The sequence below is a fragment of the uncultured Methylobacterium sp. genome (genome assembly GCF_964242245.1).
Classification (GTDB): Bacteria; Pseudomonadota; Alphaproteobacteria; order Rhizobiales; family Beijerinckiaceae; genus Methylobacterium.
The window spans coordinates 12187-28605 of record NZ_CAXTBY010000010.1 but is presented as its reverse complement, the minus strand read 5'-3'; the positions used below and the strand labels follow the sequence as shown (position 1 = coordinate 28605).

The 16419-nt window shown below is 71.0% G+C and carries 16 protein-coding genes; 8 read left to right on the top strand and 8 right to left on the bottom strand.

The annotated features are described in order from the left end of the window. Positions 1-138: 138 nt before the first annotated feature. The 3 genes from ACFE8Y_RS04465 to ACFE8Y_RS04455 all read left to right on the top strand — a co-directional run bounded on the left by ACFE8Y_RS04465 (position 139) and on the right by ACFE8Y_RS04455 (position 4217). Positions 139-651 (top strand): ABC transporter substrate-binding protein, encoded by a 513-nt coding sequence (locus tag ACFE8Y_RS04465; protein ID WP_375463187.1) that lies wholly within the window; start codon positions 139-141, stop codon positions 649-651. Between the two features lie 160 nt (positions 652-811). Beyond that, positions 812-2449: an inorganic phosphate transporter gene (locus ACFE8Y_RS04460; protein WP_375463186.1), complete on the top strand. Its 1638-nt coding sequence runs from the start codon at positions 812-814 to the stop codon at positions 2447-2449. A gap of 67 nt (positions 2450-2516) precedes the next feature. Next, positions 2517-4217 (top strand): calcineurin-like phosphoesterase C-terminal domain-containing protein, encoded by a 1701-nt coding sequence (locus ACFE8Y_RS04455; RefSeq protein WP_375463185.1) that lies wholly within the window; start codon positions 2517-2519, stop codon positions 4215-4217. A 180-nt stretch (positions 4218-4397) separates the two neighbouring features. Here ACFE8Y_RS04455 and ACFE8Y_RS04450 read toward each other — a convergent pair whose 3' ends face one another. Then, a complete protein-coding gene (locus ACFE8Y_RS04450; protein WP_375463184.1) occupies positions 4398-5198 on the bottom strand; it encodes an ABC transporter permease in 801 nt (266 codons plus the stop codon). Between the two features lie 759 nt (positions 5199-5957). On the opposite strand from ACFE8Y_RS04450, the gene ACFE8Y_RS04445 reads away from it, so the two are divergent. Then, positions 5958-6788, top strand: a complete 831-nt coding sequence (locus ACFE8Y_RS04445) for a pentapeptide repeat-containing protein (protein WP_375463183.1) — start codon at positions 5958-5960, stop codon at positions 6786-6788. A gap of 5 nt (positions 6789-6793) precedes the next feature. Then, positions 6794-8287 carry a M48 family metalloprotease gene (locus ACFE8Y_RS04440; protein ID WP_375463182.1) on the top strand — a complete coding sequence of 498 codons (1494 nt, stop codon included), beginning with the start codon at positions 6794-6796 and terminating at the stop codon, positions 8285-8287. A 7-nt stretch (positions 8288-8294) separates the two neighbouring features. On the opposite strand, the gene ACFE8Y_RS04435 is transcribed toward ACFE8Y_RS04440, so the two are convergent. Next, positions 8295-8906 carry a Pr6Pr family membrane protein gene (locus ACFE8Y_RS04435; RefSeq protein WP_375463181.1) on the bottom strand — a complete coding sequence of 204 codons (612 nt, stop codon included), beginning with the start codon at positions 8904-8906 and terminating at the stop codon, positions 8295-8297. A 94-nt stretch (positions 8907-9000) separates the two neighbouring features. Between ACFE8Y_RS04435 and ACFE8Y_RS04430 the strand changes: the two genes are divergently transcribed. Continuing rightward, positions 9001-9681, top strand: a complete 681-nt coding sequence (locus ACFE8Y_RS04430) for a glutathione S-transferase family protein (RefSeq protein ID WP_375463180.1) — start codon at positions 9001-9003, stop codon at positions 9679-9681. A gap of 54 nt (positions 9682-9735) precedes the next feature. Here the strand turns inward: ACFE8Y_RS04430 and ACFE8Y_RS04425 are convergent, their stop codons facing one another. The 3 genes from ACFE8Y_RS04425 to ACFE8Y_RS04415 form a co-directional block, all read right to left on the bottom strand. Beyond that, positions 9736-11499, bottom strand: a complete 1764-nt coding sequence (locus ACFE8Y_RS04425; protein WP_375463225.1) for an ABC transporter ATP-binding protein — start codon at positions 11497-11499, stop codon at positions 9736-9738. Positions 11500-11813: 314 nt separating this feature from the next. Next, on the bottom strand, positions 11814-13160 hold the full coding sequence (locus tag ACFE8Y_RS04420) for an MFS transporter (RefSeq protein WP_375463179.1): 1347 nt from the start codon (positions 13158-13160) through the stop codon (positions 11814-11816). Beyond that, a complete protein-coding gene (locus tag ACFE8Y_RS04415) occupies positions 13157-13753 on the bottom strand; it encodes a PRC-barrel domain-containing protein (RefSeq protein ID WP_375463178.1) in 597 nt (198 codons plus the stop codon). Before ACFE8Y_RS04415 ends, ACFE8Y_RS04420 begins: the two co-directional genes overlap by 4 nt. 285 nt (positions 13754-14038) lie before the next feature. Between ACFE8Y_RS04415 and ACFE8Y_RS04410 the strand changes: the two genes are divergently transcribed. Then, positions 14039-14467 carry a hypothetical protein gene (locus tag ACFE8Y_RS04410; protein WP_375463177.1) on the top strand — a complete coding sequence of 143 codons (429 nt, stop codon included), beginning with the start codon at positions 14039-14041 and terminating at the stop codon, positions 14465-14467. Between the two features lie 75 nt (positions 14468-14542). Here ACFE8Y_RS04410 and ACFE8Y_RS04405 read toward each other — a convergent pair whose 3' ends face one another. The 3 genes from ACFE8Y_RS04405 to ACFE8Y_RS04395 all read right to left on the bottom strand — a co-directional run bounded on the left by ACFE8Y_RS04405 (position 14543) and on the right by ACFE8Y_RS04395 (position 15772). Beyond that, positions 14543-14977 (bottom strand): PRC-barrel domain-containing protein, encoded by a 435-nt coding sequence (locus ACFE8Y_RS04405; protein WP_375463176.1) that lies wholly within the window; start codon positions 14975-14977, stop codon positions 14543-14545. Between the two features lie 74 nt (positions 14978-15051). Next, the gene (locus tag ACFE8Y_RS04400) at positions 15052-15534 is read right to left on the bottom strand and encodes a DUF2721 domain-containing protein (RefSeq protein ID WP_375463175.1); all 483 of its coding nucleotides are present in this window, start codon (positions 15532-15534) and stop codon (positions 15052-15054) included. 112 nt (positions 15535-15646) lie between these two features. Further along, on the bottom strand, positions 15647-15772 hold the full coding sequence (locus ACFE8Y_RS04395) for a hypothetical protein (protein ID WP_375463174.1): 126 nt from the start codon (positions 15770-15772) through the stop codon (positions 15647-15649). A 215-nt stretch (positions 15773-15987) separates the two neighbouring features. Between ACFE8Y_RS04395 and ACFE8Y_RS04390 the strand changes: the two genes are divergently transcribed. Next, positions 15988-16368 carry an SWIB/MDM2 domain-containing protein gene (locus ACFE8Y_RS04390; protein ID WP_375463173.1) on the top strand — a complete coding sequence of 127 codons (381 nt, stop codon included), beginning with the start codon at positions 15988-15990 and terminating at the stop codon, positions 16366-16368. Positions 16369-16419: the final 51 nt, after the last annotated feature.

Genomic DNA, 16419 nt, shown 5'->3' with positions numbered 1-16419 from the left:
GATGCGCCCGAGCCTCGACCCAGGGCATTGAGGGCGCCGCGTCCGGTGCGCAGGGATGCCCTGCCCGCACGCCATGCGGGCTCTGCAAACACGAGGAGGAGGCATGGACACGCCTGCGACCGGGGACCCCACACCACCGTGACGGTGATCGATCCCTCGCCGGTGAACTGGCTCTCCGTCACCTGGAACACCCTGGAGGAGGCCAACCGCGTCGATCACGACGGGATCGGCCAGCCGAGCCTCGCCGAGGGCTGGGGCTGGCTCGACGGCGAGACGCTGGAACTGACGATGCGCGAGGCCGTCCACCGGGACGGGGAGCGGTTCGATGCCGCGATGTTCAAGCTCGACTTCGACAATGTGCAGGAATGGACGAACCCGCATTCCCCCGGGGCCTTCCTCAACTTCGCCCGCGATGAGACCTGCGAGGCGGTCGACGACGAGACCATCCGGATGCGCTTCCCCGGCGGCGATTCGGCTGCGGTGATGAAGCTGCCGGGCATGCACCTGCCCTCGACGCGATTTCTGGAGCGCGTGGGGCTTCATCGACCCGGAGAGGGTGTCGGCCGAAGGCCATTGGTGAGTGATCGACGCGCCCGGTCCGTGGGGGACTGGTCCGTTCGTGCTCACCGAGGGCGTCTCGCTGAGCGGTGAGGCGTGCTCGACAGTCTCGCTCGACAGTCTCGGCGCGACCGTGCGGGAAAGCTTCCGTCCGGCAAACGACCGGCGGCGGATTTCGGAAAGCTTGTCACCGGAGCGTCATGCAGGCGGCCTAAGCGGTCGACGGCGAAGCCCAACCCTCAGCGAGATCTAGATGTCCGATTCCGCCACGGCGCCGACCGCATTCTCGACAGGGCAGCCCATACAGGCGACCGGCCCGAAGCTCGATCACGGGATGCACCTCGGCGGCGTGGTCGCCTTCCTGCTCGTCCTCGTCGCCGGCCTCGGCTACGCGGTCGTCAGCCTGATCGCCGACATGAACGCGGTGGGCGAGGCGCCGCTCGCGGTCGGGGCCTTCGCGCTGCTGGGCCTCGCCCTGCTGATCGCGCTGGCCTTCGAGTTCGTGAACGGCTTCCACGACACCGCCAACGCGGTCGCCACCGTGATCTACACCCACTCGATGCCGCCTCTGGTGGCGGTGATCTGGTCCGGCACCTTCAACTTCCTCGGCGTGCTGCTGTCCTCGGGCGCGGTCGCCTACGCCATCGTCACCCTGCTGCCGGTCGAACTGATCCTTCAGGTCGGCTCGGGGGCGGGCTACGCGATGATCTTCGCCCTGCTCATCGCCGCGATCATCTGGAACCTCGGCACCTGGGCCTTCGGCCTGCCGAACTCCTCCTCGCACGCGCTGATCGGCTCGGTCATCGGCGTCGGGCTGGCCAACCAGCTCATGGCCGCCGAGGGTTCGGCCACCTCCGGCGTCGATTGGGGCCAAGCGCTCGGCGTGTTCAAGGCGCTGCTGTTCAGCCCGCTCTGCGGCTTCTTCGCCGCCGCCCTCCTGCTCCTCGCGCTCAAGTACACCGTCCGGCGCAAGGACCTCTACGAGGCCCCCAAGGGCGATACGCCGCCCCCGCTGTGGATTCGCGGCCTGCTGATCCTGACCTGCACGCTCGTGTCGTTCTTCCACGGCGGCAACGACGGGCAGAAGGGCATGGGCCTGATCATGCTGATCCTGATCGGCGCGGCGCCGACCGCCTACGCCCTCAACCGCACCATGTCCGACGACACCACGCCGAAGTTCGTCCAGACCTCGCAGGCGGCAAGCGCGGTGTTCGCGAGCCACGCCGCCGGTGCGGCGGCGACCGAGGCGGCCGCGGCGCGCAAGCAGGTCGCGGACGCCCTGCGCACCAAGGACCTGAACCAGCCGGCCGTGTACGGCGCGCTTGCCGCCCTCTCCACCGACATCGCGGCCAACGTTCAGAATTACGGCGCGATCAAGCAGGTGCCGGCGGCGCAGACCTCGAACCTGCGCAACGACATGTACCTCGCCTCCGACGCGATCCGCCTCCTGCCCAAGGCCGGGGCAAGCCTCTCCGAGGCGGAGACCGGGACGCTCAAGGCCTATACCAGCCTGCTCAACGACGGCACGCGCTACATCCCCGGATGGGTGAAGGTCTGCGTCGCCTTGGCGCTCGGCCTCGGCACCATGGTCGGCTGGAAGCGCATCGTGGTCACGGTCGGCGAGAAGATCGGCAAGACCCACCTGACCTACGCGCAAGGGGCCTCGGCCGAGCTGGTCGCCGCCGGTACGATCGGGTTGGCCGAGCTCTACGGCCTGCCGGTCTCGACCACCCACATCCTGTCCTCCGGCGTGGCCGGCACCATGGCCGCCAACGGCTCGGGCCTGCAGATGTCGACCGTGCGCAACATGGCGCTCGCCTGGGTGCTGACGCTCCCGGCCGCGATCACGCTCGCCGGCATCCTCTTCTTCATCCTCCGCCACGTCTTCTGAGCGGCTCGACCGCGGTGGGGCGACGCGGGCAGACCGGTCGACGTCCTCGGATGCCAGGGAGACAGCGATGACGGATGCCGCCGATGCCGGGCCCACGCGGCGCGAGGCGGTCGCCACCCTCGGGGCCGCGGTCGGCATCGCGCTGGCCGGACCTGTGCGGGCCGAAGGCGCCCCCTCGGGCACGGTGACCGGCATCGTGTTCGAGGACCGGTCCGGGACCGGGCGCCGGCAGCCGGGCGATGCCGGCATCGCCGACGTGATGGTCTCGAACGGGCGTGACGTCGTCCGAACCGACCGCGAGGGCCGTTATGCCCTGCCCGTCGAGGATGGATCGGTGATCTTCGTGGTCAAGCCCGCGGGCTGGCGCGTCGCCTGCGACGGCAACAACCTGCCGCGCTTCTCCTACATCCACCAGCCGGGCGGCACGCGCCCCGACCTCGAACTCCGCTTCCGCGGCATCGACCCGACCGGTCCGCTGCCGGCCTCGGTGGATTTCGGCCTGACCCGCGCCGAGGAAGCGTCGGCCTTCGACGTGATCCTGTTCACCGATCCCCAGCCCGAGAGCGCGGCCGAACTCGGCTACGTCCGCGACACGGCGGTGGCCGGGGTGCTGGGCACCCGCGCCGCCTTCGGGATGACGACGGGGGACATCATGTTCGACGACCTCGCGCTCTATCCCCGCTACAACCGGCTGATCGGCGGCGTCGGCATCCCGTGGTGGCACATCGGCGGCAACCACGACCTCAACTTCGAGGCGCCCGACGCGGGCGAGAGCCGCGAGACCTTCAAGCGGGTCTACGGCGCGCCCTACTACGCCTTCCATCACGGCGCGGCCCTGTTCCTGATGCTCGACAACGTGCGCTACCTCGGCGTCGCGACGGACCGGCCGGGCCAGGGCGGGCGCTACGAGGGCCGCTTCGGCGAGCGCCAACTCGCCTTCGTCGCCAACGTCCTGCGCGGGACGCCACCCGACCGCCTCGTCGTCGTCGCGATGCACATCCCGCTGGTGACCGATACCGCACCGAGCGACCCGGCCAACACCACCGCGGACCGGGACGCGCTCCTCGCGCTGCTCGCCGGTCGGCCGAGCCTGAGCGTGGCCGGGCACACCCATACGACGGAGCACCACTACCTCGGGGTCGACGGCGCGCACCACCACCACGTGCTGACCGCCGTCTCCGGCTCGTGGTGGAGCGGCCCCCTCGACCGCCGCGGCATCGCCTGCGCCGACAGCCGGGACGGCAATCCGAACGGCTACCACGTGCTTTCGGTCGACGGCGCCCGCTACGCCACCCGGCTCGTGCCGGCGGCGGAGCCCGAGCGCGCCATGCGGATCTGCCTGGAGAGCCAGTTCCACGGCCGCAACCCGGAGGTCGCCCGCGACTACACGGTCCAGCAACTGCTCGGCTCCCCCATCCCGGCGGAGGCCGCCGGCGCGACCGACCTCGTCGTCAACGTCTTCGACGGCGGCCCGAAGACCCGGGTGACCTGCCGGATCGGCGATCGGCCGCCGATGGCGATGCGGCAGGTGCGCCGCCCGGACCCCTTCGTCGAGCAGGTCTACGCCCGCAACGCTGCGACGAAGAAGCCGTGGGTCAAGGCCGAGCCCTCGACGCACATCTGGACGATGCGGCTGCCGGCCGACCTGTCCCCTGGCACGCATCGGGCCAGCGTCGAGGTCATCGACGAGTACGGCCGGCCGCGCACGGACGCGATGCTGATCGAGGTGGTGGGCGCTGATCCGGATGGCTCCGGCCGCCGCATCTGACATCCGAGCCCGTGATGGCTCGGCGGTTCCTCGCCGTCCGACGGCGATGGCCTTGACCATGCCGCCGGCGTTCCGACGACGGGCGGTGGGATGGTCCCACGTGACGCCCGGCGCTTCCTTCGGGACGCGACGGGCTTCCCGGAGACATCGCACCGATCTCTCCGCCGGGCACCCTACGGATCAGGTCAATTTCCGAATGACGTGCTTCTCCAGGAACAATCCGATCGTCAGACACGTCAATCCGAACAGGACGGTGTAGGCATAATCGACCGTCACAGGAAGATCAGGATAGTAACCGAGGCGAACCCACTCGATGACTTGTACCGCTGGATTATATTTGAGTACTTGGTAGATTGGCTCTGGTAGAAAATTCGGCAAGAACATCACGCCGCTGGTGATGTAAATGATGATCGTGAACAGGATGAAGCCCATCATCCAGGCAGGAAAGAAGGCTATGATGGCAACGTTGATCGTTCCGACCCCGATGCCGAGCAGGATCGCCGCGAGGTAGCCGCACATGGCGGTGAACGGCGCGACGGGCACCGGATTGACCCCGCTGGCGACGAGGATCGCGAAGACCGTCAGCAATCCCAGGAAGCCGGTTACGATCTCGACGAGGATGCGCGCGAAGAGGACGTCGAACAGCTTGACCTGCGGATAGTACGTGAGCGGCCGGTTCGCTATGACCGCTTTCATCACCTCGCGCGAGATGTATTGGAATGCGAGCACGGGAACAGCGCCGCTGGCGAAGAACAGGGGTCGGTTGTCCCCGATCGGCGCGGGCAGGTTGCGCAGGACGTAGATGAGCACCAGCATGAAGACGTGGACGACCGGCCACAGCACGACGATCGCGTAGCCCCAGTGCGACCCGCCGAAGCGCGTGCGCATGTCGCGCAGCATGAGCGCGGCCAGCACGTGAAGGTAGGCTTCCCTCGCCGAGCGCCTGGGCGCGTCCGCCCGTATCACGCCGCTCGCTTCCATCTCGCACCTCCGCTCAGCCCACGCGTTCTCCTGAAACATAGCGGCGGAAATGCGCTTCCCCCCGGCGTCGGCTCGACTGCGGCGGTCGCATCGCCGGATGCCAGGACCGGCGACGGCCGGAGCGCGCCCCGCCGAACTGGACGCCGGTTCGGCGATGGAGAGCGCGGCGAAGCAACGACTTCGAGGCACGACCGAGTGCAACGCGATCGGACGTGGCTGCGAGGCACCGACGTCGGCAGCGTTTCAGGCGGGTCAAGGCCTTCGTGGCTGGTGGCGTCCCCGGCAGGGCTCGAACCTGCGACCCCAGGTTTCATACCACTTCGGCTTTCGCCGCCGCGGGCCGGAGCCCGCGTTCGTGGCCTGGACTATCCCTTCGCCCTAGGCGCCCGGAGGAGCCCTTAGGTGCCGCCCGTCTAGTCTCTACACCTTCCCGTGCGTGGCGTGCGCGGGCTTGGCTCGGGATCGGCAGGGCGCGCGCGGCGCCGGGAGCGTTCCCCGAATTTGAGCGGATCCGCCGCGCGGTTTCCCGATGCGGCGCCCAATTTGCGTTTAGGAAACCTGTGCTCTGTCCAGCTGAGCTACGGAGACGTACCGTGGCCTCTGTATCACCCTCGCCGGGCGAGGCCAACCGGATCGGCGGCCGTTGCCCGTGAGACGGATCGTGCCCGTCCCTGCCGGTGCGGGCGCGATCCGCGCCATCATCGATCGCGCGACGGAGCCGATGCGGGGAGGGGTGTCGTGGAAGGGAGCGCGGGCAGGATGATGCGGGGGCTCGCGGCGGGCCTGTGCGCCCTCGTGCTGGCCGCGACCTCGGCTCGGGCCGCGCCGCGGTCGGGGCCGGCCGAGTGCCGCCCCGCCGCGGCGCGCGAGGAGGTCCTCGAAGCCGTCGGACCGCGCGGCGAGATCGTGCTCGGGTCCGGCGCGCGCGCGGTGCTCGGATCGCTGCGCTGGCCCGACGACCCGGACGCCGCGAAGGCCGCGACGGACTGGCTGATGGCCCATCGCGGCCGCAGGCTCACGGTCGTCGCCCGCGGCGAGCCGGACCGCTGGGGCCGCGGGCGGATCGACGCGACGGCGGAGGCCGAGGATCGGACCGTCGATCTCGCGGGCGGCCTGATCGGTGCCGGGCTGGCCCTGGCCGACGCGGGGGAGGGGGACGCCCTGTGCCGTCCCGCCCTGCTCGCCGTCGAGGAGACCGCGCGGGCGGGCACGCTCGGCCTCTGGCGCCGACCCGTGACGGAGGCGGGGGACGGCGCGGCCCTGCGCGAGGCGGCCGGCCGGTTCGTGGTGGTCCGCGGCATCGTCCGCCACGTCGGCGAGCGCCCGGCGCGGACCTACCTGGACTTCGTGGCCCAGGGCGCGGACGGTCTCACGGTGACGGTGTCGAAACGCACTTGGCGCAGGATGCTCGAACATGGTTTGAGTGCGGACCGCCTCCGGGGCAGGCCGGTGCGGGTGCGCGGCGTCGTCGAGGTCCGGCGCGGCGCGAGCCTCGACGTGGTGGTGCCGGAGATGATCGAGGTGCTGGAGGAGCCGCCGACGGCGGCCTCCGGCGCGGGCACGGACAGGGAGCGGGCGCTGCGGCGCTGAACGGCATGGCGGGCGTTGGGGACGTCAACGGGTGCGGCTTCGCGGAGCGGCGCGGCGCGGTGAAGCCGTCCGCGGTCGCCGGCCTCGCGCTGCTGCTCGCCCTCTCGGCCTGCGCGGGCGAGCAGACCGGCACCGTGCTGGCGCCCGCCGCCGTCGCGGTGCCCGCCGGGGCGCCGCGCACCACCGGCCGGGCGCACACCGCCAACGAGTCCGACCACCTCAAGCTCGTGGCCTCCTTCGGCGGCGAGTACCGGGCGCCCGCCACCCTGCACCTGCTCGCCGAGGTCACCGACCGGCTGGTCCGGGCGAGCGACCGGCCGGACCAGACCTACGCGGTGACGCTGCTCGATTCGCCCGTGGTCAACGCCTTCGCCCTGCCGAGCGGCCGGCTCTACGTCACCCGAGGGCTCGTGGCGCTGGCCAGCGACACCTCGGAGATCGCCGCGGTGCTGGCCCACGAGATCGCCCACGTCACACTCAGCCACGCCACCGCCCGGACCGAACTGGAGTTGAGGTCCCAGCTCGTGAGCCGCGTGGTGGCCGACGTGCTCAACGATCCCGTGACCGGGGCGCAGTTGCAGAGCCAGTCCCGCTTCGCGCTCGCCCGCTTCTCCCGCGAGCAGGAGCTCGAGGCGGATGCGGCCGGCGTGCGCACGCTCGCCAAGGCCGGCTACGACCCTTTCGGCGCCGGCCGGTTCCTCACCGCGCTGAACCGGACGCTGGAACTGAAGTCCGGCGGCAGGCCGTCCGAGACCGACATGCTCGCGACCCATCCGGGCACCGCCGAGCGCATCGGCCTCGTCACCCGCGCGGCCCGCCGGACGGGCGCTCCGGGAATCGGAACCGACGACCGGACGGCGTACCTCGCGGCTATCGACGGAGTCGTCTACGGCGACAATCCCGGCGACGGCGCGGTGCGCGGGCGCCGCTTCGTCCACCCGGGCCTCGGCATCGCCTTCGAGGTGCCGGACGGCGTGTCTATCGAGAACACTCGCAGCGCGGTGCTCGGCACCACCGGCGAGGGCAGCCGGCGTCTGCTGTTCGATCAGGTCGAGGCCGCGGCGGACCAGGGCCTCGACGCGGTGCTCAGGGCGACCTGGAACGACACGATCGATCCAGGCTCGTTCGAGACCCGGACGGTCGGCGGCCACCCGGCGGCGACGGCGCTCTCGCGCGGCAAGGACTGGACCTTCCGGCTGGCGGCGATCCGCGTCGGCGACGCGACCTTCCGGATGATCATGGCGGCCAGGGGCGCGACGGACCCGGAGGCCGCCTTCCGCCGCTGGATCGAGAGCCTCGCCGCGGTGTCACCCGCTGAGGCCGCGGCGCTGAAGCCGCTCCGCCTTCAGATCGTGAGCGCGCCGTCCGCGAGCGCGGAGGATCTCGCCCGCCGCATGGCCGTGCCGGACCGGGCGCTGGAGCGCTTCCTCGTCCTCAACGGGCTGGAGCGCGGCGTGCCGGTCAAGCCGGGGCAGAGCTACAAGGTGGTGGTGGAATAGGGCGCGGTCAGCGCGCCCGGCGCCCGAGGGTGGCGTCGAGGCCGACGAGGGCGAAGCCGGCCGCCAGAAAGCCCAGCGCGAGGCAGACACCGTTCAGGGCGGTTCGTCCCCAGCCGAGGCGTTCGGCGTCGAGGAACGGATAGGCGTAGCGGCCATCCGCCAGCCCGCGGGCCAGCGCGTAGAGCCAGTACAGCGCCGGATAGAGCAGCCACAGAAACGGGTCGCTGCGGCCGAGCGCGCCCTTCCGCACGAAGGCGAGCCAGAACAGCGGCACCATCACGGGCATCGCCGCGTGCAGAAGCCGGTCGGCGATGGCATCGCCGCCGCTGACGGCGAGCAGGCCACGCAGCAGCGTGTGGTAGACGATGCCGACGAGCCCCATCGCCAGGGCGATGCCGGCGAGCACACGCGGCGCGACGCAGGCCGCGACGCTCGCGGCTAATCCGGTGAGCAGGATCGCCGCAGCGAGATTCGTCGTGACCGTGAAGTACCGCAGCATGGCCCAGAGCGTCCCGGACATCGATCCGCTGCGGCCATAGGTGGAGGCGAACTGGATCCCGAGACCCGCCCAGGCCGTCGAGGCGATCGCGGCGGCGGTCAGGCGCGACAGGGCCGTCACGATGTCGTCCCTCCCGGGTGCCCTCGGCCTGCGCCGATGGGCTACAAGGCCGGCGTGCCGAACCGCGGTGCGTCCGAAGCAGGCAGGATGGCCGATGATCCGGTTCTACTACAACCTTTCGCCGAACCCGATGAAGGTGGCGCTCTGCCTGGAGGAGACGGGGCTCGCCTACGAGCCGATCCCGGTCGACACCCGCAGGGGCGAGCAGTTCGCGGGCGCCTACGCCGCGATCAATCCGAACGCGAAGGTGCCGGCGATCGTCGACGGCGACGCCACCGTGTTCGATTCGAGCGCGATCCTCCTGCATCTGGCCGAGAAGGCCGGCGCCTTCCTGCCCCACGGCGAGGCGGCGCGGGGTGAGATGCTGTCCTGGCTGATGTTCGTGGCCACCGGCATCGGGCCGTTCTCGGGCCAGTGCGTCCACTTCCGCCACTTCGCCCCGCAAGACGAGCGGGCCGGCTACGCCGCCGAGCGCTACGTGTTCGAGGCGCGCCGCCACTGGGGCGTGCTCGACGCGCACCTTTCCGGCCGCGCCTTCATGCTCGCCGAATACGGCATCGTCGACATGGCGGTCTGGGGCTGGGCGCGGATGCTGCCCTTCGTGCTGGGCGAGGACGCGATCCTGGAATTCCCGAACGTGGGGCGGCTGCTCGGCACGGTCAACGCGCGACCGGCCGCTCGGCGGGCCGAGGCCCTGAAGGGGCGCCACGCCTTCAAGGCCGAGATGGACGACGAGGCCAAGCGATTCATGTTCAGGGCGATGAAGGTGGCCTGACGGACGCGATGGTGCTCGGGGCCGGGCACCGCCTTCGTCACGAGATAGGCTCCCTCACGCCGCGACGAGCGCCATGCCCATCGATTCCTTCTTCATCAGCTCGCGGTAGAACCCGTCGAGGTGGGTGAGCTTGTCCGGGGAACCGTCCTGGATGATGCGCCCGCCCTCCAGCACCACGATCCGGTCGAAATCCTTCAGCGTCGAGAGGCGGTGGGCGATGGCGATGACGGTGCGGCCCTTCATCAGGTTGGCGAGCGCGTGGCGGATCGCCTCCTCGGACTCGGCGTCCAGCGCCGAGGTGGCCTCGTCGAGGAGCAGGATCGGCGAGTCCTTGAGGATCGCGCGGGCGATGGCGATGCGCTGGCGCTGGCCGCCCGAGAGCTTCACGCCGCGGTCGCCGACGATCGTGTCGAAGCCCTCCGGCAGGGCGTTGATGAAGTCCGTGCAGTGCGCGGCCTCGGCCGCCTTCCACACGTCTTGGTCAGAGGCCTCGGGCCGGCCGTAGCGGATGTTCTCGCGCAGCGTCCGGTGGAACATCGACACGTCCTGGGGCACGACCGTGATCGCCTCGCGCAAGCTGTCCTGCGTCACCCGATCGATGTCCTGGCCGTTGATCAGGATCTTGCCGCCCTTGGCGTCGTAGAAGCGCTGGATCAGCGAGAAGAGCGTCGACTTGCCCCCACCGGACTTGCCGACGAGGCCGACGCGCTGGCCCGGCTCGATCGCGAGGTCGAAGTCGGTGAACACCGAGCGCCCGTCCGGGTAGGCGAAGGCGACGTGCTGGAAATCGATCTTGGCGCCGCTGCCCGAGAGCGGCGCGGCCTCCGGATGGTCGATCAGGTCGTGCGGCTGGAGCAGGGTGTGCAGCGCCTCCGACAGGCGCGCGGTGTGCTGCGTCGCGTCGACGAGGGCCACGGCGAGGTCGCGGGTGGCGGCGAGGATGCGGATGCCGAGCGTGCAGACGAGGACCACCTGCCCGTTGGTCGCCTGCTCCGCCTCCCACATGGTGATCGCCCAGTAGAGCAGGCCGAGCACCGCGAGCACGGTGAGGATCGCGTGCACGATCCTGAGCTTCTCGAGGTAGAGCAGCGAGGAGCGGCGCGCGCGCATCTCGACGCCGATGGTGCCGTCGAAGCGCTGGTACTCGCGCTTGAACGCCGAGAAGGCGCGCACCAGCGGCATGTTGCCCACGAGATCCACCATCTCGCCGTCGACGGAGGCGGCCTTGGAGGCGAAGTCGTGGTGGAGCGGCTTGCCGGCCGCCGCCATCTTGAACATCAGCACGACGACGGCGGCGAAGATGCCGGCGAGCACCAGCGCCATCGTGAGGTTGACGGTGCCGATGTAGAGGATCGAGCCGAAGGCGGCCACGCACGGCGGCATCACGTTGAACACGAACATGTTCTCGACCGTGAAGATCGCGTTCGAGGTCGCGGTGATGCGGGACGCGAGCGTACCCGGCTGCCGGTCGGCGAAGAAGCTCGGCGAGTGCCCCGTCATGTGCCGGAACAGGTCGCGGCGGATGTCGCCGGTGACGCCGACGAAGGTGAAGGAGCCGACCAGCGAGGCCACCCGCCAGAGCATGTTGTCGGCGGCGATGAAGGCGATGAGAACCGCGAGCGCCCCCCAGATCAGCCCGGCCTGCGGGCCCTTGCTGAGCGCGTCGACCACGCCCTTGAGGGCGTAGTCGGTCGAGACCGAGAAGCCGACCGCGCCGAGCACCGCGGCGAGGATGACGGCGTGCGGGAGGGCGCGGCGCCTGAGGTAGCGGCCGACGAACGCGAAGGGCCGGTCGGCGTATTGGCAGAGGTCTTCCATCGCGATGAGCATCTCGATTTCAGGCGACGCGGAGGGCCGGCGGATGGAAGGCGGGCGGGACGACGACGCGACGCGCACTGCGAAAATCCTCGGCGGAGCAACGCAACGACGTCGCCATACGTTGCAGAGCCCCGCCCGTGGGCAGGCGTTTTATCGACGGACGCTGAACGGCGGTTGAGCGCAAGCGGTCCCGCCTCCGCGGAGAAGACCGTCCACGCGCCTGATGGGGCTTCATCGTGAAGGCCTGATGTCGGCGCGTCGGGAACGTCCCGGCCCGCGGATCTGGCGTATGCGAATCCGATGCCGCCCGCGCCTCACGGTGCGTCCCTGCGCCGGGTTTCGGGCATGATCAGGGCGACCAGGATCAAGGCCGCGGCACCCACCGTCGCCAAGCCGAGGAAGGCGGCGTGGCTGCCGAGCCGGTCGGCCATCAGCCCGGCGAGCGCGGTCGAGAGCGCGGCGCCGACGCCCATGGCGGTGCCGACCGCGCCGAGCGCGAGGTTGAAGCGTCCCGTCCCGCGGGTCAGGTCGGAGACGACGAGCGGCACCATCACGCCGAGCACGGCCGCCGAGACGCCGTCGAACACCTGGATTGCGACCAGCAGGTAGGGGTTTCCGGTATAGGCGAAGAGCAGGCCCCGAACCGGCAGCGCGGCGAAGCCCGCGAGCAGGATCGGATAGCGGCCCCAGCGCTCGGCGGCCCGGCCGACGGCGGGGGCGAGGAGCGCGAGCACCGCCTGGGGGACCATGATGCAGGCGGCGACGAGCGCGGTGGCGGTCTCGCTCGCCCGCAGGGTCAGGACGCTGCCGACGAGCGGCAGCATCGCCGCGTTGGCGAGGAAGAACAGCGTCATGCAGGCGGCGAAGCTCAGGAGCGCCCGGTTGGTGAGCAGCGCGCGCACGCCGCCCGCCCGTAGGTCCGCGGGCCCGGCCTCCCGGGTTCTCACCCCATGGCCGATCTCGTCGGCGCGGATCGCGGAGAGCGCCATGATCGTCGGCACGACGAGGACCGCCGTGAGGTAGAACACCGCGTCGTTCGAGAGGTAGTAGCCGCAGGCGCCCATGCCGGCCGCGGCGAGCGCGTTGCCCATCGCCTGGAAGCTGGCGTTGCGCCCGAGCCGCTCGCCGGCGTGGTCGTGACCCACGAGCCCGATGCTGATCGCGGCGATCGCCGGCGTCAGGATGCAGCTCGCCGCCGCGTGCGCGGCCATCGCGATCAGGACGATGAGGAAGTTCGGCCAGAGCGCCAGCGCCAGCGCGCTGCCGGAGATCGCCGCCACCGAGACCCCCGCGGCGAAGCGCTTGGAACGCATCGCGTCGACGAAGGCGCCGCCGGGCACTTGGCCGAGCAGGCTGACGAGGCTGCCGACGGTGAGCGCGAAGCCGATGTCGGCCTGCGTCCACTTCGACTGCGTGAAGTAGACCGCCAGGAACGGTCCGAAGCCGGTCTGGAGGTTGGCGACGAAGAAGGCGAAGGCGTCGAGGCCGCGGCGGCTCGCGCGCGAGGGCCCGGTGGAGACGGGCTTCGCGTCCCCCGCGGGCTCCGCGACGGTCTCGCGCAGCCGGACGGGCCGGCCGCGGAGCTCGTGGTCGGGGCGGGGCGGGCGCTGCGCCTCGCGCGCGGGGATGACGCGACGGTCCTTCGTCCGGGCCACCGTCACTTATCGGGCACCTTGTCGGGCACCTTGTCGGTCGTCGGCTTGTCGGCCGAAGACCTGTCAGGCGCGGGCTTGGCGGGCGGAGGCGCCGGACCCGTGGCGGGCGCGGCCGGCATCGGCGCGGCCGCTGCCGTCGGATCGCCCTCGTTCGGGCCGGGACTCGCGGGTCCGAGCACCACGATCGGCTCCCCGGCCTTGTACTCGGGCGAGACGCGGACTTGGTTGCGGCTGAGCTGCAGCGACAGGCGGCCGACCTTGCCGTCCGAGGTGAAGCGGAGCGCCCGCCAATCGACGGCGATCTTGCGCGAGCCGACGCCGAGGAAGCCGCCGAAATCGATGATCGCTGCGCGGGGCCGCCCCTCCTTGTCGATGATCAGGTCGATCACGCGGCCGAGTTCGTCGCCGTTGGCGCTGCGCACGCTCTTGCCGAGGAGGCTCTCGTAATCCTGCGTGTCGAGGACGGTCGCGGGCGTCCCCTGCTGCTGCGGGACGGCGGGCGGGGCATCCCCGTTCGTCTGCGCCGTCGCGGCCCCGGTGAGAGCGGCGCCCCAAAGGGTGATCGTCGCTGTCGCGATCATCCGGATCGTTGTGGTCACGCAGGTTCCTCGGGTGATGGCGTCGCGACGGCCCAACCGTGGCCGTATCGGGCAGTTCCTCCGGGCCGACGGCGCCTGGGTGCCGCAGCACCAAGGCAAAGTTGTGAACCCGGCGGCGGGGTCGAGGGCGGCAAGTTCCGGGCCGGGCTGCGGTCCCGCAGGCCCGGCAAATCGCCGGGACGCCTTTCCGCCGTCTGGTTTTCGCCCCAACCGCACCGTAGACAGCCGCCCGACGAACCCGGCCGCGTGATCGACGCCGACGGTCGGTGGAACAGGATCGCGCCCATGTCCGTGCCAGCCACGCCCTCGCCTGCCTCGTTCCGGCCGCGCCGGCCGGCGTCGGTAATCGCCGCCGCCCTGTGCCTCGCGACCGCGCTTGCCGGCTGCCAAGCCCTCGGCGGCGCGCTCGGGGGCGGAGGCGGCGTGATGCCGGCCACCGAGGTCGGGCCGCCGCCGTCGCTGCGCGGCAACCTGCCCGGCCGCGCGGCGCGCACCGCCAACGTCGACGCGGACGGCCAGCCGCTTCAGACCGCGCCGACGCGCAGCCTCGACCTGCCCAAGGACAAGCGCAACGCGGCACGCGCGGGCAGCGACGGGTCCCGCCGCATCGGCCGCGACGAGATCGAGGGCGAGACCGCCTCCCGCTCGGGCTCCAGCGGAATGACGCCCGCGCTCACGCCCGGCGGCAGCGTCGGCCTCGGCGGCAAGTTCTGACCCTTTCGCTGATCCTGAACCGGGAGCGGTGACCGGTCGACCACCGCTGTTCTTGACTGTTCCCGACGGTCGGGCTCAGGCCGTCGGCGCGCGCCGGCCGTAGTAGTCGTCGAGACGACCGCCATAGGCGGGATTCGAGAAACCGTCCTCGCCGGGACCGTGGCTCGGCGCGCCGGCCAGGGTGTCGCGGTCGATGTCGACGACGTAGCCGCCGAGTTCGACGCTGTAGGTCAGCGCCTTCCACGGCAGGGGATGGTGGTTCTCGCCCAGCCCCAGGAACCCGCCGAAGGCGAGCACGGCGTAGGCGACTTGGCCCGAGACCTTGTCGACCATGAAGTTGTGCACCGCCCCGAGATGGGTGCCGGCCCGGTCGTAGACCGCCGTGCCCTCGACCTTGTTCGAGGCGATCAGCCGAGCGGTCTCGTCGATCGCGACGCCCTCGCCCGACGGATCGAGCTCCATCGAACCGGGCTTGCGGATGCTGCGTTCGTTCGGCAGTTCGGTCGGCATCTGTCATCCTCCGCGATGGGAAGGCCACTCCGTCGAGAGGGAAAGCCCGCGGGTGCCGCTGGTTCCGCGGCCGATCAGGCCTCGGAACCTGCTTCGGCGTCGAGGCGCCGCTGGGCGACGCGGTCGCGGACGCCGCGACTCGCGAGCAGCACCTCGACGCCGAAGGCGACGAGCGCGCACAGGGTGCAGAGGATCGCCGCGCCGAACGAGCCGAACAGCACGCTCGCCACGGTGGCGTCGCGCAGCGCCCCCACGAACAGCGTGAGCACCGCGCCACAGGTCGAGACCCCGGCGAGCGCCGCGAGGATCACCGCGGCATCGAGCAGGAGCGATCGCAGCCGCAGCCGGTCGAGCCGCCGTCCCATCGTCCCGCGCTCCAGCTCCGTGGCGCCGGCGAGCAGCCCCGAGACCCGCTCGGCCTGGTCCGCCACGCGGGCGAGGCGCGCCCCGAACACGTTGAGCAGGGTCGCGATGCCCGAGAGCAGGAAGACGGGTGTCAGCGCCACCTGGATGATGTGGGCGGTGCTGTCGAGGGTCAACGGCGTGAGGTCCGACATGCTGAGGCGAAGGGTTCCCTCGGTGCGGAGCCGGCCCGGCAAGCGTCGGCATGAGCAGCGCCAACGCCCGAGCGGGTGGCCGGTTCGCGGCGCGGCGCCGACGCGCGCCGTCTCAGACCGGGCCGGCGCCCGGGCGCGCGTCGGCGGGCGGATCGATCTCCGCGGCGATGCCGACCCCGGGATCGCAGACGGGGGCGAGCGCTCGCAGGCGCGCGGCGGCGCGGGCGGTGCTGAGCATGCCGGCACCCTGCGCGGACTGTGGTGAGGACGGGGTTTCGAGGTCCGGAATTCATGCGCCCGGGGCCAGCCTTCGGATACGCCCTGTGGATGGGCGCGGGAACTGTTCCTGTTTCCCCTTGGAACGCCCGCGGCAGCGTTTAGTTGTTGCTGCTATGCTACGCCCTGCTGCGGGGTTGTCACGTTTGCGCTCGCAGTGAGAACCGGAGGAACCCCATGGCGACCAAGACGACGGAAAAGGCCGCGCCCAAGGCGGCGAAGGCGACCAAGCCTGAGGCGACCAAGGTCGAGGCGGCAAAGCCTGCGACCACGAAGGCCGCGCCCAAGGCGACCAAGGCCCCGGCCGGGGCCAAGCCGAACGCGCTCCAGCAGCCGCTCAAGCCCTCGGCCGATCTCGGCGCCATCGTCGGCACCAGCCCGATCGCGCGCGGCGAGGTCGTCAGTAAGGTCTGGGACTACATCAAGAAGCACAAGCTTCAGAATCCCGAGAACAAGCGCGAGATCCTCGCCGACGACAAGCTCAAGAAGATCTTCGGCAAGGACAAGTGCAGCATGTTCGAGATGAACAAGCACTTGGCCGCCCACCTGAAGTCCTGAGCCGCTTCCAAGGCCCGATCGCTGGACCGCACGACAGGTCTCGGGCGAACG